This window comes from Ottowia sp., from assembly GCF_016703145.1.
In the GTDB taxonomy this organism is placed as follows: Bacteria; Pseudomonadota; Gammaproteobacteria; order Burkholderiales; family Burkholderiaceae_C; genus Ottowia.
The window spans coordinates 270,466-283,090 of the sequence record NZ_JADJCO010000002.1; the positions used below are offsets into that span (position 1 = coordinate 270,466).

16 protein-coding genes and 1 pseudogene are annotated in these 12,625 nt (G+C 70.0%); 10 read left to right on the plus strand and 7 right to left on the minus strand.

Features of this window, described 5'->3' with window-relative positions; genetic code table 11:
• The first annotated feature begins 99 nt into the window (after positions 1 to 99).
• Genes ychF through IPG65_RS01460 form a run of 3 tightly spaced genes read left to right on the plus strand, consistent with a single transcriptional unit; the run spans position 100 to position 1,937 of the window.
• On the plus strand, positions 100 to 1,194 hold the full coding sequence (gene ychF, locus IPG65_RS01450) for a redox-regulated ATPase YchF (RefSeq protein ID WP_293187532.1): 1,095 nt from the start codon (positions 100 to 102) through the stop codon (positions 1,192 to 1,194).
• Between the two features lie 58 nt (positions 1,195 to 1,252).
• Positions 1,253 to 1,642 carry a type II toxin-antitoxin system RelE/ParE family toxin gene (locus IPG65_RS01455; protein ID WP_293187533.1) on the plus strand — a complete coding sequence of 130 codons (390 nt, stop codon included), beginning with the start codon at positions 1,253 to 1,255 and terminating at the stop codon, positions 1,640 to 1,642.
• On the plus strand, positions 1,620 to 1,937 hold the full coding sequence (locus tag IPG65_RS01460) for a DNA-binding transcriptional regulator (RefSeq protein ID WP_293187534.1): 318 nt from the start codon (positions 1,620 to 1,622) through the stop codon (positions 1,935 to 1,937). Before IPG65_RS01455 ends, IPG65_RS01460 begins: the two co-directional genes overlap by 23 nt.
• 154 nt (positions 1,938 to 2,091) lie before the next feature.
• Here IPG65_RS01460 and IPG65_RS01465 read toward each other — a convergent pair whose 3' ends face one another.
• From IPG65_RS01465 to IPG65_RS01480, 4 genes and pseudogenes are all read right to left on the minus strand, one after another.
• Positions 2,092 to 2,520, minus strand: a complete 429-nt coding sequence (locus IPG65_RS01465; RefSeq protein ID WP_293187923.1) for a putative toxin-antitoxin system toxin component, PIN family — start codon at positions 2,518 to 2,520, stop codon at positions 2,092 to 2,094.
• A gap of 41 nt (positions 2,521 to 2,561) precedes the next feature.
• Positions 2,562 to 3,653 carry a bifunctional DNA-binding transcriptional regulator/O6-methylguanine-DNA methyltransferase Ada gene (gene ada, locus IPG65_RS01470; protein WP_293187535.1) on the minus strand — a complete coding sequence of 364 codons (1,092 nt, stop codon included), beginning with the start codon at positions 3,651 to 3,653 and terminating at the stop codon, positions 2,562 to 2,564.
• Between the two features lie 55 nt (positions 3,654 to 3,708).
• Positions 3,709 to 4,379: pseudogene (alkB, locus tag IPG65_RS01475) on the minus strand (DNA oxidative demethylase AlkB).
• 41 nt (positions 4,380 to 4,420) lie between these two features.
• Complete coding sequence (locus IPG65_RS01480) at positions 4,421 to 4,915, minus strand: VTT domain-containing protein (protein ID WP_293187924.1); 495 nt, start codon at positions 4,913 to 4,915, stop codon at positions 4,421 to 4,423.
• 116 nt (positions 4,916 to 5,031) lie between these two features.
• Here IPG65_RS01480 and dusB point away from each other — a divergent pair, with 116 nt between their 5' ends.
• From dusB to purH, 3 genes are all read left to right on the plus strand, one after another.
• Positions 5,032 to 6,084: a tRNA dihydrouridine synthase DusB gene (gene dusB, locus IPG65_RS01485; RefSeq protein WP_293187536.1), complete on the plus strand. Its 1,053-nt coding sequence runs from the start codon at positions 5,032 to 5,034 to the stop codon at positions 6,082 to 6,084.
• Positions 6,081 to 6,332 (plus strand): Fis family transcriptional regulator, encoded by a 252-nt coding sequence (locus tag IPG65_RS01490; protein ID WP_293187537.1) that lies wholly within the window; start codon positions 6,081 to 6,083, stop codon positions 6,330 to 6,332. Before dusB ends, IPG65_RS01490 begins: the two co-directional genes overlap by 4 nt.
• Positions 6,333 to 6,406: 74 nt before the next feature.
• Positions 6,407 to 8,011 carry a bifunctional phosphoribosylaminoimidazolecarboxamide formyltransferase/IMP cyclohydrolase gene (gene purH, locus IPG65_RS01495; protein ID WP_293187538.1) on the plus strand — a complete coding sequence of 535 codons (1,605 nt, stop codon included), beginning with the start codon at positions 6,407 to 6,409 and terminating at the stop codon, positions 8,009 to 8,011.
• 44 nt (positions 8,012 to 8,055) lie between these two features.
• Here purH and IPG65_RS01500 read toward each other — a convergent pair whose 3' ends face one another.
• The 3 genes from IPG65_RS01500 to IPG65_RS01510 form a co-directional block, all read right to left on the minus strand.
• Positions 8,056 to 8,328, minus strand: coding sequence for a hypothetical protein (locus tag IPG65_RS01500; RefSeq protein WP_293187539.1), 273 nt, complete (start codon positions 8,326 to 8,328; stop codon positions 8,056 to 8,058).
• A 66-nt stretch (positions 8,329 to 8,394) separates the two neighbouring features.
• The gene (gene hemL, locus IPG65_RS01505) at positions 8,395 to 9,711 is read right to left on the minus strand and encodes a glutamate-1-semialdehyde 2,1-aminomutase (RefSeq protein WP_293187540.1); all 1,317 of its coding nucleotides are present in this window, start codon (positions 9,709 to 9,711) and stop codon (positions 8,395 to 8,397) included.
• On the minus strand, positions 9,695 to 10,639 hold the full coding sequence (locus IPG65_RS01510; RefSeq protein WP_293187541.1) for a bifunctional hydroxymethylpyrimidine kinase/phosphomethylpyrimidine kinase: 945 nt from the start codon (positions 10,637 to 10,639) through the stop codon (positions 9,695 to 9,697). Before IPG65_RS01510 ends, hemL begins: the two co-directional genes overlap by 17 nt.
• A gap of 99 nt (positions 10,640 to 10,738) precedes the next feature.
• Here IPG65_RS01510 and IPG65_RS01515 point away from each other — a divergent pair, with 99 nt between their 5' ends.
• The 4 genes from IPG65_RS01515 to pyrR all read left to right on the plus strand — a co-directional run bounded on the left by IPG65_RS01515 (position 10,739) and on the right by pyrR (position 12,625).
• Positions 10,739 to 10,909: a rubredoxin gene (locus IPG65_RS01515; protein ID WP_293187542.1), complete on the plus strand. Its 171-nt coding sequence runs from the start codon at positions 10,739 to 10,741 to the stop codon at positions 10,907 to 10,909.
• A gap of 194 nt (positions 10,910 to 11,103) precedes the next feature.
• On the plus strand, positions 11,104 to 11,703 hold the full coding sequence (locus IPG65_RS01520; RefSeq protein WP_293187543.1) for a YqgE/AlgH family protein: 600 nt from the start codon (positions 11,104 to 11,106) through the stop codon (positions 11,701 to 11,703).
• Positions 11,700 to 12,128 carry a Holliday junction resolvase RuvX gene (gene ruvX, locus IPG65_RS01525; protein ID WP_293187544.1) on the plus strand — a complete coding sequence of 143 codons (429 nt, stop codon included), beginning with the start codon at positions 11,700 to 11,702 and terminating at the stop codon, positions 12,126 to 12,128. Before IPG65_RS01520 ends, ruvX begins: the two co-directional genes overlap by 4 nt.
• The gene (gene pyrR / locus IPG65_RS01530) at positions 12,125 to 12,625 is read left to right on the plus strand and encodes a bifunctional pyr operon transcriptional regulator/uracil phosphoribosyltransferase PyrR (RefSeq protein WP_293187545.1); all 501 of its coding nucleotides are present in this window, start codon (positions 12,125 to 12,127) and stop codon (positions 12,623 to 12,625) included. Before ruvX ends, pyrR begins: the two co-directional genes overlap by 4 nt.

Here is a 12,625-nt window from a genome sequence, read left to right on the forward strand (position 1 = left end):
TTGAATGGCGGGCACTGTAAGCCAATCTGACCATGAATCCGCAACGCGGCGCCGCTGGCCGCGCCGGTAGAATTCCCCTTTTCTCCTGAAAGCCCCGCCATGAGCCTGCAATGCGGCATCGTGGGCCTGCCCAACGTCGGCAAGTCCACCCTCTTCAACGCGCTGACCCAAGCCGGCATCGCCGCCGAGAACTACCCCTTCTGCACCATCGAGCCCAACACCGGCGTGGTCGAGGTGCCCGATCCGCGCCTGGCCCGGCTGGCCGAGATCGTCCAGCCCGAGCGCGTGCTGCCGGCCATCGTCGAGTTCGTGGACATCGCCGGCCTGGTGGCCGGCGCCAGCACCGGCGAGGGCCTGGGCAACCAGTTCCTGGCCCACATCCGCGAGACCGACGCCATCGTCAACGTGGTGCGCTGCTTCGAGGACGCCAACGTCATCCACGTGGCCGGCAAGGTGGACCCGATCGCCGACATCGAGGTGATCCAGACCGAGCTGTGCCTGGCCGACCTGGGCACGGTGGACAAGGCCCTGCAGCGCTACACCAAGGCCAGCAAGAGCGGCAACGACAAGGAAGCCGCCGCCATGCTGAAGGTGCTGGCGCCCGTGCAAGCCGCGCTGAACGAAGGCCGGCCCGCGCGCACGCTGGATTTGAGCCGCGACGAGCTGGCGCTGCTCAAGCCCCTGTGCCTGATCACGGCCAAGCCCGCCATGTTTGTCGGCAACGTCAGCGAAGACGGGTTCGACGGCAACCCGCTGCTCGACCGCCTGAAGGACTACGCCGCCAGCCAGAACGCACCCGTGGTCGCCATCTGCGCCAAGATGGAAGCCGACATGGCCGAGATGAGCGACGAGGACAAGGCGATCTTCCTGGAAGAAATGGGCCAGAGCGAGCCCGGCCTGAACCGGCTGATCCGCGCGGCCTTCAAGCTGCTGGGCCTGCAGACCTACTTCACCGCCGGCGTGAAGGAAGTGCGCGCCTGGACCATCCACGCCGGCGACACCGCGCCCCAGGCGGCCGGCGTGATCCACGGCGACTTCGAGCGCGGCTTCATCCGCGCGCAGACCATCGCCTTCGACGACTACATCCAGTACAAAGGCGAGCAGGGCGCCAAGGACGCCGGGCGCATGCGCAGCGAGGGCAAGGAGTACGTCGTCAAGGATGGGGATGTGATGAACTTCCTGTTCAACGTCTGAAAGCCAGTCCTTTATATGTAATACAAAGTGTGATACAAAGCCGTCAAGGATCGGCTGCATGCGAGTTTTCAAGAACGCTTGGTTCGAGCGGTTTGCCCGCAAACAGGACATATCGGACAAGGCGATCGTGCAGGCCATGGAGCGGGCCGAGCAGGGCTTGATCGACGCTGACCTTGGCGGTGGTGTCATCAAGCAGCGTGTGGCGCGGCCTGGACAAGGCAAGTCGGGCGGGTTCCGCACCGTTGTTCTGTATCGGACGGCGGAACGCGCTTTCTTTGTCTATGGGTTCGCCAAGAGTGACCGCGACAACATCGGCAAGGATGAAGAGGCCCAGTTCAGGAAGGCCGCAGGCTATGTGCTGGGCCTGTCAGACGAGCAACTGGCCGTGTTGATCGGCAAGGGGCAATTTTCGGAGGTACACGATCATGACGAAGAAATACCGGAGTGATGCTTTCGCGGCCATCCATGAAACCATGGAGGCGCTGCATGGCGTTGGCGCCATCGACAGGCAGACCATGCGCGAGTTCGACGAGGCCTGCCTGACGCCCGTGGTGCCCATGCCGCCTGAACGCATCCGGGCCTTGCGCGAGCGTGAGCATCTGTCGCAACCTGTCTTTGCGCTCTACCTGAACGTGAGCAAGAACCTCATCTCCGACTGGGAGCGTGGCGTCAAGAAGCCTGGTGGACCTGCCTTGCGCTTGCTGACGGTCGTGGAAAAGAGTGGCATCCAAGCGATTGCCTGAGTGGGTATGAACGAGAGTATGGAATGACCAGCCAAGTCAGCATACCCAGCATCCATGCGGCTTTGACGCAACACTTCCTGTTCAGCGTCTGACGGCGCTTGGCTGGGAGTTCGGTGGAACTCCTTGGATCAAAAACCCAGTTGCCAGCGCTTGATCAAGAGTGCAGTTCAATGCCCTGCCGTCCAGCCCACTCATCGGGTGTCTTGATCAGGCCAGGGAACTCGTGACGCATCGCCAGGATGCCGCCATCGCCCGTGAGGAGGGCCTCGGCCCGACCGACATGCGCCAGCGCCAGAAACACCTGATCTTTCTTGTCGCGGCAGGCCGGCAATTCTGGCCACGGCCGCGGTAACTCGACGACATCGGCATAGGGCAGAAGATCTCCCAGCAGATCCTGCTGTTCCTCGCCCGTCAACTTGAATTTGGGATAGGCGAGCACGCGCAGCAGTTCGCTCACCGTTTCCTTGCACGCCAGGGGCTGCAACTGTTCATGCTGCCATGCACGGCGTATCCAGGCGAGGCGGCCCGACGTGAACAGGAGCGCCGAAAGCACGACGTTGGTATCCAGAACGACACGGATCATCGGCGTGCCCTGCAGCGCCAGATCGAGCAGGTCGCGCGGCTTCATGGGGTGGGCGCCGGACGCGCCGCCGCCTGCCGCTCGCGCGCCTGCAGCGCGCGCTTGCGCTCCACGCCCCAACGGTAGCCGGACAGGGCGCCGTCGCTGCGCACCACGCGGTGGCAGGGGATGGCCACGGCCAGCGGGTTGGCGGCGCAGGCCTGGGCGACCGCGCGCACGGCGCGGGGCTGGCCGATGCGCCGGGCGATGTCGGCGTAGCTGACGGTGCTGCCCGCCGGCACCGCGCGCAGCGCCTGCCACACGCGCTGCTGGAAGGCGGTGCCGCGCACGTCTAGCGGCAGGTCGAGCCCCAGGCCGGGCGCCTCGACGAAGCCGATGACCTGGGCCACGTGGCGCTCGAACGCGGCGTCGCCGCCGACCAGCTCGGCGCGCGGGAACTGGTCCTGCAGCCCGCGCGCCAGCGCGTCGGGGTCGTCGCCCAGCGCGATGGCGCACAGCCCGCGCGCGCTCTCGGCCACCAGGATGGCGCCCAGCGCGCACTGCCCGATGGCGAAGCGGATGCGCTGGCCGCGTCCGCCGGCCCGGAAGTCGGCCGGCGCCATGCCCAGCAGGCCATCGGCCTGGGCATAGAAGCGGCTGCTGGCGCCGAAGCCGGCGTCGTAGAGGGCGTCGGTCACGCGCGCGTGGCCGGGCAGGGTGCGGCGCAGCAGGCGCGCGCGCCGCTCGGCCGCGTAGGCGCGCGGCGTGAGGCCGGTGGCGGCCTTGAACAGGCGGTGGAAGTGGAACCGGCTCAGCCCCTCTTCGGCCGCCAGCGCGTCCAGCGTGGGCGGGGCCTGGGCGGCGTCCACGGCGGCCTCGATGCGGCGACACGCGGCGGCCACCTGGGCGGTGTGCTGCCGGCCGAGCTGGCCGGCATCGGCGCGGCGGCTGGGGCGGTAGCCGGCGGCCTCGGCGGCGGCGGGGCTGTCGAAGAACTCGACGTTCTCCGGCCGCGGGCGGCGCGTGGGGCTGCTGGGGTGGCACCACACGCCGGTGGTGCGCACGGCGTAGACGAAGCGGCCGTCGGCCGCGGCGTCGCATGCCAGCACGGCGGCCCAGCGCGGGTCGCTTTCGGTGGGACGGGCAGGGGTGGTCATGGCGCCACTGTAGGCCGGGGCGGCGGCGGTTGCATCCCGCCGCTTGCGCTCGAATTCAGCCCGCGCGGCGCAAGGTGAGGTTGATGCGCTCGGCGCCGGTGAGCGGGTGCGTGGCGGCGGGGATGGGCGCCACGCCGTGGAAGCGCAGCCGGTCCACGCCGCCCCACACGGCCACGTCGCCGTGCCACAGCGGCACGCGCAGGGCGCGGTCGGCGCGGCGCGGGCCGCCCCACAGGAACACCGCCGGCACGCCCAGCGACACCGAGACGATGGGCTGGCCGAAGTCGCGCTCGTTGCGGTCCTGGTGCAGCGCGAGCCGCGTGCCGGGCCGGTAGCGGTTGACGAGGCAGGCATCGGGCGCGAAGCCGGCGAACCCGGCCGCCGCGCGGCGCTGCCGGCGAGATGCAGAAACGGTTCGGGCAGCGCCGGCCAGGGCTGGCCGCTGTCGGGATCGCGCGCGGTGTAGCGGTAGCCGCCGGGACCGCTGGTCCACCCCAGCCGGCCGCAGTTGGTGAGCGGCACCGACATGCGCTGCCCGCCGGGCGTCGCCATGTGCCGGAAGGGCGCCTGCGCCAGCACGGCCCGCAGGGCGGGCCACAGCGCATCGACGTGCGCCAGCGCGAAGCCGCGCAACACCACGGCCTGCTCGCCCAGTCGCGTGACGGCGCCGGCGAGCGGGTGGTGGGCGCCGAACAGGTCACCGGCCGCGGTGGAGGATGTCTGCATATCAAATGGGCATCAAGTCGGCATGGATACTGCGCCAATAGCTATTCATAAGATAGCAAAGATGCCGGCTCGGGCCACAGCCAGAGCAGCGCCGCCGTCATCGCCAGATAGCGCAGGCACTTGCCCAGCGCCATGTAGCCGGCGCAGGGCGCCAGCGGCATGCGCAGCCAGCCGGCCAGGGCGCACAGCGGGTCGCCGACCAGCGGCAGGAAGGAGAGGAAGCAGGCGCGCGGCCCCAGCCGCTCCAGCCAGTCCAGGGCGCGCAGGTGGGTGGGCGAGTGGCGCGCCTGGTCGGCCAGGTGGTGCGCGCCCAGGCCCATCCACCAGCTCAGCAGCCCGCCCAGCGTGTTGGCCGCCGTGGCCACCCCGATGGCGGGCCAGAACAGGCCGGGGTTGAGCTTGACCAGCCCGAACACCGCCGGCTCCGACCCCATGGGCAGCAGCGTGGCCGACAGGAAGGCGACGACGGCGACCGTGGACAGCCCGAATTCGGGCAGCGCCAGCGCCTGCAGAAGGGAGGGGATCCATGCGTCCATCATGGCCGGCAGTGTAGGCAGGGCGCGGCACCCCGGCCGTTTCGATTGCTGAAATTTTGAGCAGGTAGAATCCGCCTCCCGCTACCGCACCACGCGCCGGCGGCCCCTTGCACGCCATGCGGATCGGCCCCTACCTCCTTCCCAACGACTTGTTCGTCGCCCCCATGGCGGGGGTGACGGACCGGCCGTTCCGCCAGCTCTGCCGGTCGTTCGGCGCCGGCTACGCGGTCAGCGAGATGGTGACCTCGCGCAAGGAGCTGTGGCACACGCTCAAGACCTCGCGTCGCGCCGACCACGCGGGCGAGCCGGGGCCGGTGGCGGTGCAGATCGCCGGCACCGAGCCGGCCATGATGGCCGAGGCCGCCCGCTACAACATCGACCGCGGCGCGCAGATCATCGACATCAACATGGGCTGCCCGGCCAAGAAAGTGTGCAGCCAGTGGGCCGGCTCGGCGCTGATGCAGGACGAGGCGCTGGCCCTGGCCATCGTCGAGGCCGTGGTCGCCGCCTGCGCGCCGCGTGGCGTGCCCGTGACGCTGAAGATGCGCACCGGCTGGTGCGCGCGCGAAAAGAACGCGCTGCGGATCGCCCGCGCCGCCGAGAGCGCCGGCGTGCGGATGGTCACCGTGCATGGCCGCACGCGCGAGCAGGGCTACAAGGGCGCGGCCGAACACGACACCGTGGCCGCCGTCAAGGCCGCCCTGCGCATCCCCGTGGTCGCCAACGGCGACATCGACTCGCCTGCCAGGGCGCGCGCCGTGCTGGCCGCCACTGGCGCCGACGCGCTGATGATCGGCCGCGCCGCCCAGGGCCGGCCCTGGATCTTCCGCGAGACCCTGCACCACCTGGCCACCGGCGGGCACCTGGTGCCGCCGCTGGTGCTGGAGGTGCGCCGCGCCCTGCTGACGCACCTGCAGGACCATTACGCGCTGTACGGCGAATTCACCGGCGTGCGCTCGGCGCGCAAGCACATCGGCTGGATGGTGCGCGCGCTGCCGGGCGGCGAAGCCTTCCGCGCCCGCATGAACGCCATCGACAATGCCGCCGTGCAGTGGCAGGTGGTGGCGGACTTCTTCGAGGAACTGGCCGACACGCACGAGCGCTTGCCCGAAGCGCCCGCGTGCGCGCGCGCCGCAGGCGGGGCGGTGGAGGCCCCCACCAAGCCATGAGCAAGAACAACACCATCGACGCCTGCGTCCGCGACAGCCTCCAGGCGTACTTCCACGACCTCGACGGCACCGAGCCCGGCGGCCTGTACGACATGCTGATCCGCGCGGTCGAAAAGCCCCTGCTCGACGTCGTCATGCAGCAGGCCGGCCACAACCAGAGCCGCGCCGCCGAATGGCTGGGCCTGAACCGCAACACCTTGCGCAAGAAGCTGGTGGAGCATCGGCTGATCGCCTCCGACAAGTCCTGATTTGATAGCTGGCAGCGCAGACTGCATGCGGGCTGCAGCCATTTTTTTATTTGATATCCCCGACCCCGTCCATGATGAACGCCCTGATTTCCGTATCCGACAAGACCGGCATCCTCGACTTCGCCCAGGGGCTGCACGCGCTGGGCGTGCGCCTGCTGTCCACCGGCGGCACCGCCAAACTGCTGCAGGACGCCGGCCTGCCCGTGACCGAGGTGGCCGACCACACCGGCTTCCCCGAGGTGCTGGATGGCCGCGTCAAGACGCTGCACCCCACCATCCACGGCGGCTTGCTGGCGCGCCGCGACGTGCCTGGGCACATGGCCGCGCTGCAAGCGCACGGCATCGCCACCATCGACCTGCTGGTGGTCAACCTCTACCCCTTCGAGGCCACCGTCGCGCGGCCCGGCTGCACGCTGGAGGACGCCATCGAGAACATCGACATCGGCGGCCCCGCCATGGTGCGCAGCGCGGCCAAGAACTGGCGCGACGTGGCGGTGCTGACCGACGCCGCGCAGTACGCCGGCGTGCTGGCCGAGCTGCGGGCCGGCGGCATCGGCCTGAAGACGAAGTTCGCGCTGTCGGTGGCCGCCTTCAACCGCATCAGCAACTACGACGCGGCCATCAGCGACTACCTGTCCGCTATTGATTTCGAAGCTGGTGGCACAAGCGCCGTGCCGGACAGAAGCCTTTTTTCTTCACAAAGCAACGGCCGCTTCGTCAAGCTGCAGGACCTGCGCTACGGCGAGAACCCGCACCAGCAGGCCGCCTTCTACCGCGACCTGTACCCCGCGCCCGGCTCGCTGGTGACGGCCGAGCAGCTGCAGGGCAAGGAGCTGAGCTACAACAACATCGCCGACGCCGACGCGGCCTGGGAATGCGTCAAGAGCTTCGACGCCGCCACGCCCGCCTGCGTCATCGTCAAGCACGCCAACCCCTGCGGCGTGGCCGTGGGCGCCAGCGCGCTGCAGGCGTACGGCAAGGCCTTCCAGACCGACCCCACCAGCGCCTTCGGCGGCATCATCGCCTTCAACACGCCGGTGGACGGCGCCACGGCCGAGCAGGTGGCCAGGCAGTTCGTCGAGGTGCTGATGGCGCCCGGCTTCACGCCCGAGGCGCTGGCCGTCTTCAAGGCCAAGGCCAACGTGCGCGTGCTGCGCATCCCGCTGGACGGCGTCAAGCCCGGCGCCGCCACGCCGTGGGAGCGCGGCCAGAACTTCATGGACGTCAAGCGCGTCGGCTCCGGCCTGCTGATGCAGACCGCCGACAACCACGAGCTGGCGCGCGCCGACCTGCGCGTGGTGACCAAGGTGCAACCCACGGCGCAGCAGATCGACGACCTGCTGTTCGCCTGGAAGGTGGCCAAGTTCGTCAAGAGCAACGCCATCGTGTTCTGCAAGGACGGCATGACCATGGGCGTGGGCGCCGGGCAGATGAGCCGGCTGGATTCGGCGCGCATCGCCAGCATCAAGGCGCAGCATGCCGGGCTGCCGTTGGCCGGCAGCGCGGTGGCCAGCGACGCCTTCTTCCCCTTCCGCGACGGGCTGGACGTGGTGATCGACCACGGCGCCACCTGCGTCATCCAGCCCGGCGGCTCGATGCGCGACCCGGAGGTGATCGCCGCCGCCGACGAGCGCGGCGTGGCGATGGTGTTCACCGGGGTGCGGCACTTCAGGCACTGACCCGCCGGCCGGAGGCGGCGAAAGCCCTCTCGGGAGGCGGAGTTTCAGCAGCGCGTGGGGTAGCGGGAGCAGTTCACGCCGCGGCTGTTGTGGCGGTCGAAGCTGTTCCTGGTCTCGGTGTCCTGCCGGGCCGAGTCCTTGGGCACCAGCGTGGAAAGATCGACCTCGGGTTGCCGCGCGGGCTGCCCCGCCGCGGCTGGGGGCTCGGGCACCTGGGGGGCCTGCGCCGCCGGGCGCCGCGGGCGCGGCGTGGGATCGGCGGCCTGGGCGGACAGCGGGCCCAACAGCAGGGCCAGGACGAGGGCGGCGGGTTTCATGGTGGCTTCCTCCGTTTTTCAAGTCAAATCGGCCTGAAGCCCGCATGGAACATGCGCGAACAGCTATCAAATAGAGAGTGATCGGAAGACCTCGCGCGCCGCCGCGAGGGTGGCGTCGATGTCCTCGTCGCTGTGCGCGCCGCTGACGAAGCCGGCCTCGTACAGCGCCGGCGCGATGTACACGCCGCGCGCCAGCAGGCCGTGGAAGAGCTGGTTGAAGCGCGCGCCGTCGCTTTTCATCACTTGGGCGTAGTTCCGCGGCAGCTCGGGCAGCAGGAAGAAGCCGAACATGCCGCCCTCGCAGTCGGCGCTGAAGGGCACGCCCTCGGCCGCGGCGGCGGCCGACAGGCCCTCGGCCAGGCGCCGGGTCTGGTGCGCCAGGGCGTCGAAGAAGCCGGGCTTTCGGATCTCGCGCAGCGTGGCCAGCCCGCAAGCGGTGGCCACGGGGTTGCCCGACAGCGTGCCGGCCTGGTAGACAGGGCCCAGCGGGGCGAGCTGCTCCATCACGTCGCGCCGGCCGCCGAAGGCCGCCAGCGGCATGCCGCCGCCGATGACCTTGCCCATGACGGTGAGGTCGGGCGCGAAGCCGGGGATGTGCCGCGCGTACACGCTCTGCGCGCTGCCCAGGGCGACGCGGCAGCCGGTCATGACCTCGTCGTAGATCAGCAGCGCGCCGTGCCGGGTGCACAGCTCGCGGCAGCGGCGGGTGAACTCGACCGTGGCGCGCACGAAGTTCATGTTGCCGGCGATCGGCTCCATGATGAGCGCGGCGATGTCGTCGCCGTGCAGGGCGAAGGCTTCTTCCAGTTGCGCGAGGTTGTTGTACTCGAGCACCAGGGTGTGCTGCACCACCTCGGCCGGCACGCCCGCGCTGGTGGGGTTGCCGAAGGTGGCCAGGCCCGAGCCGGCCTTGACCAGCAGCGCGTCGGCGTGGCCGTGGTAGCAGCCTTCGAACTTGATGATCCTGCTGCGCCCGGTGGCGCCGCGCGCCAGGCGGATGGCGCTCATGCCGGCCTCGGTGCCCGAACTCACCAGGCGAACCTGTTCGGCCCCGGGTGCCAGCTTGAGGATCTCCTCGGCCAACTCGATCTCGCGCTCGGTCGGCGCACCGAAGCTCAGGCCGTCGGCCACCGCGCGCTGTACGGCCTCGAGCACGGCCGGGTGGCCGTGGCCGAGGATCATCGGACCCCAGGAGCCGATGTAGTCGATGTAGCGACGCCCCTCGGCATCCCACATGTAGGCGCCCTGCGCGCGGGCGATGAAGCGTGGCGTGCCGCCCACGGCGCGGAAGGCCCGCACGGGCGAGTTGACGCCGCCGGGGATGACCCGGCGCGCGCGCGCCATCAGGGCGTCGTTGAGGTCGAGGTCAGTGCTTGGTTTCATTGAAGGGGTAGGGAATGTCGATGGAGGGTGGCTCGTCGCCGTCGTCCGGGGCGTCCTGCGGATCGTCGGTCTCGGCCCAGAACAGCCGGTCGGCCACGGCCCGGCCCATGCCGGGGCGGAAGCCGTGGTCCAGCGCCTGGTCGAGGTACTGCAGCGCCTCGGTGGCGGCCTCGGTCAGCTCCGAGCCCATCGCCAGCAGCGCCGCCAGCGCCGCCGACAGGATGTCGCCGGCGCCCAGAAAGGCCGCGTCGATGCGCTCGAAGCTCTGGCGGCACAGCTCGGCCTGGGGCGAGGCCAGCACGCTGGCGACCTGCTCACCCGGCTGCGGCAGGCCGGTGACCAGCACGTAGGACACGCCCAGCTCGGCCGCGGCGCGCGCCAGGTCGGTGCTGCCCGCGTGGCGGTGCGACGCGGATTCGGGCAGCAGCCAGTGGCGCAGCGTGGTGTTGTTGCCCACCAGCACGGCGGTCTGCGGCAGCAGCAGCTCGCGGAAAGCATCCAGGTAGGCGTCGATCTCGGCCTCGTCCCACCACGACAGGTCGGGCATGTACGCGATCACGGGTACGCTCGGGTAGTCGGACGCGAACGCGGCGATGGCCGCGACCGCTTCGGGGCTGCCGACGAAGCCGACCTTGATGACCTGCAGCGGCACGTCCTCCGCCACCAGGCGGGCCTGCTCGGCCACCGCCGCGTCGTCCAGGGCGACGTGGCCGACCGCCTCGCGCGTGTCGCGCAGGTAGACGCCGGTGGCCACCGGCAGGGCATGGGCACCGACCGAGGCGATGACCAGCGCGTCGCTGGACAGCCCGCCGGCGCCCACGGGATCGCTGGCGTTGAAGCTCAGCACGCAAGGCAAGGCATCATCGCCGGGTGGCAGGTCGGGAGTGTCGTTATCTCGCGACGCCTCGGACGCGCTGGATCGTGTCATTTGACGTATGGAGGCAGTTTGGTGAGCCCGGGCGCCCCGCTCATGCGGTGACCATGGATACAATCAATTGCATTTTAGAGAGTTGCAACTTAAGCTGTAATGGAAACGAAAACCTGGATGTGTCTGATCTGTGGGTGGCTCTACGACGAAGCCGAAGGAGCGCCCGACCATGGTATCGCGCCTGGCACCCCCTGGGAGCAGGTGCCGATGAACTGGACCTGCCCCGAGTGCGGGGCGAGGAAGGAAGACTTCGAGATGGTGGAGATCTGACCCGGCCCGGGTCGCTTGCCCGCGGCCGGCTGATGATGCGTCGGACGTGAATTTGCTGGCACTTCAGGCCGAGGCAGGAGAGTTGCTGTTGATCGAACCGCGGGGCCTGATCAGCAGCCACGCCCGCGCGCCATCGGCCAGCCTCGTGGCGTGAAGCCGGGCGCGTCGGCAGGGGCGCCCGGTAAAATCGGGCCATGGCCGATGCTGTCCCGCTCATCAATCTGACGAACCACTTCCTCATCGCCATGCCGGGCATGGAGGACAGCACCTTCGCCCGGAGCGTGGTCTACGTCTGCGAGCACAGCGAGCGCGGCGCGCTGGGCCTCATCATCAACAAGCCGGGCGGCATCAGCATGGCCGACCTGTTCGAGAAGGTCGATCTGCCGCTGGCGCGCAAGGACCTGGGCGTGCAGCCCGTGTTCCACGGCGGGCCGGTGCAGACCGAGCGCGGCTTCGTGCTGCACGACCCGGTCACGGCCGAGGGGCTGCCGCCCGACGAATCGATCTACGCGTCCACGCTCGCCGTGCCCGGCGGGCTGGAGATGACCACCTCCAAGGACGTGCTCGAAGCCCTGTCCAACGGCGGCGGGCCGCGGCGCGTGCTGGTGATGCTGGGCTATTCGGCCTGGGGCGAGGGCCAGCTCGAATCCGAGATCGCCGGCAACAGCTGGCTCACCGTGGACGCCGACGCCCGCCTGATTTTCGACGCGCCCGTCGAACTGCGCTACGACCAGGCCCTGCGCCTGCTGGGGCTCGAGGCCTGGATGCTGGCGCCCGACGCGGGGCATGCATGAATCTCCGCGCACTCGCGGCTGAGAGCGAAGAAATCCCCGCGCGGCTGGGCAGCTTCCTGGCCTTCGACTTCGGGCTCAAGCGCACGGGCGTGGCCAGCGGCAACCGGCTCACGCGCAGCGCCACGCCGCAGGCCACCATCCGCGCCGAGGGCGATGCGCGCTGGGCGCCGATCACCGCCCGCGTGCAGGAATGGCAGCCCGACGCCTTGGTCGTGGGTGTGCCTTTCCATCCCGACGGCGCCGCGCACGAGAACACGCGCCGCGCCCAGCGCTTCGCGCGTCAGTTGCGCGCGCGCTTCGGCCTGCCCGTGTACGAGGTGGACGAGCGCTACAGCACCACCGAGGCGCACGCCGCTGGCGCGCGCGATGCCGACGCGGCGGCGGCGGCCATCATTCTGGAGCAGTTTCTGAGGAGTCTTCCATGAGTTCACTGGCGCTTGATGCCGAGGCCCTGTACGCCGAGCTGGTGCGCGGCGTGCGCGCGTTGCTGGAGCCCGACACGCGCCTGGCCGGCATCGTTTCGGGCGGGCAGTGGCTGGCCGAGCGTCTGCAAGCCGACCTGGGCCTGCCCGGCGCGACGGGCGCGCTGTCGTCGGCCATGCACCGCGACGACTTCGCCAAGCGCGGTCTGGCCGCCAGCGGCCAGACCGTGCTGCCCTTCGACGCCGAGGGGGCCGACATCCTGCTGCTCGACGACGTGCTGCACACCGGCCGCACCGTCCGCGCGGTGCTCAACGAACTGTTCGACTACGGCCGACCGGCGCGCGTGCGGCTGGCGGTGCTGGTCGATCGTGGCGAACGCCAGTTGCCGGTGGCGGCCGAGTTCGCCGCCGTCCGCGTCGCGCTGCCGGCCACGCAGTCACTGGAGCTGGCGCGCGGCGAGGGCGGCGCCTTCAGCTTCCGCATCCAGAACAGGGGATGA

Coding starts and splice junctions, on each gene's coding strand:
- IPG65_RS01510 (WP_293187541.1), bottom strand. CDS start 10,639: ATGACACGATCCAGCGCGTCCGAGGCGTCGCGAGATAACGACACTCCC.
- hemL (WP_293187540.1), bottom strand. CDS start 9,711: ATGAAACCAAGCACTGACCTCGACCTCAACGACGCCCTGATGGCGCGC.
- IPG65_RS01455 (WP_293187533.1), top strand. CDS start 1,253: ATGCGAGTTTTCAAGAACGCTTGGTTCGAGCGGTTTGCCCGCAAACAG.
- ychF (WP_293187532.1), top strand. CDS start 100: ATGAGCCTGCAATGCGGCATCGTGGGCCTGCCCAACGTCGGCAAGTCC.
- pyrR (WP_293187545.1), top strand. CDS start 12,125: ATGAGTTCACTGGCGCTTGATGCCGAGGCCCTGTACGCCGAGCTGGTG.
- IPG65_RS01515 (WP_293187542.1), top strand. CDS start 10,739: ATGGAAACGAAAACCTGGATGTGTCTGATCTGTGGGTGGCTCTACGAC.
- IPG65_RS01490 (WP_293187537.1), top strand. CDS start 6,081: ATGAGCAAGAACAACACCATCGACGCCTGCGTCCGCGACAGCCTCCAG.
- ruvX (WP_293187544.1), top strand. CDS start 11,700: ATGAATCTCCGCGCACTCGCGGCTGAGAGCGAAGAAATCCCCGCGCGG.
- dusB (WP_293187536.1), top strand. CDS start 5,032: ATGCGGATCGGCCCCTACCTCCTTCCCAACGACTTGTTCGTCGCCCCC.
- IPG65_RS01500 (WP_293187539.1), bottom strand. CDS start 8,328: ATGAAACCCGCCGCCCTCGTCCTGGCCCTGCTGTTGGGCCCGCTGTCC.
- ada (WP_293187535.1), bottom strand. CDS start 3,653: ATGACCACCCCTGCCCGTCCCACCGAAAGCGACCCGCGCTGGGCCGCC.
- purH (WP_293187538.1), top strand. CDS start 6,407: ATGAACGCCCTGATTTCCGTATCCGACAAGACCGGCATCCTCGACTTC.
- IPG65_RS01465 (WP_293187923.1), bottom strand. CDS start 2,520: ATGATCCGTGTCGTTCTGGATACCAACGTCGTGCTTTCGGCGCTCCTG.
- IPG65_RS01520 (WP_293187543.1), top strand. CDS start 11,104: ATGGCCGATGCTGTCCCGCTCATCAATCTGACGAACCACTTCCTCATC.
- IPG65_RS01480 (WP_293187924.1), bottom strand. CDS start 4,915: ATGGACGCATGGATCCCCTCCCTTCTGCAGGCGCTGGCGCTGCCCGAA.
- IPG65_RS01460 (WP_293187534.1), top strand. CDS start 1,620: ATGACGAAGAAATACCGGAGTGATGCTTTCGCGGCCATCCATGAAACC.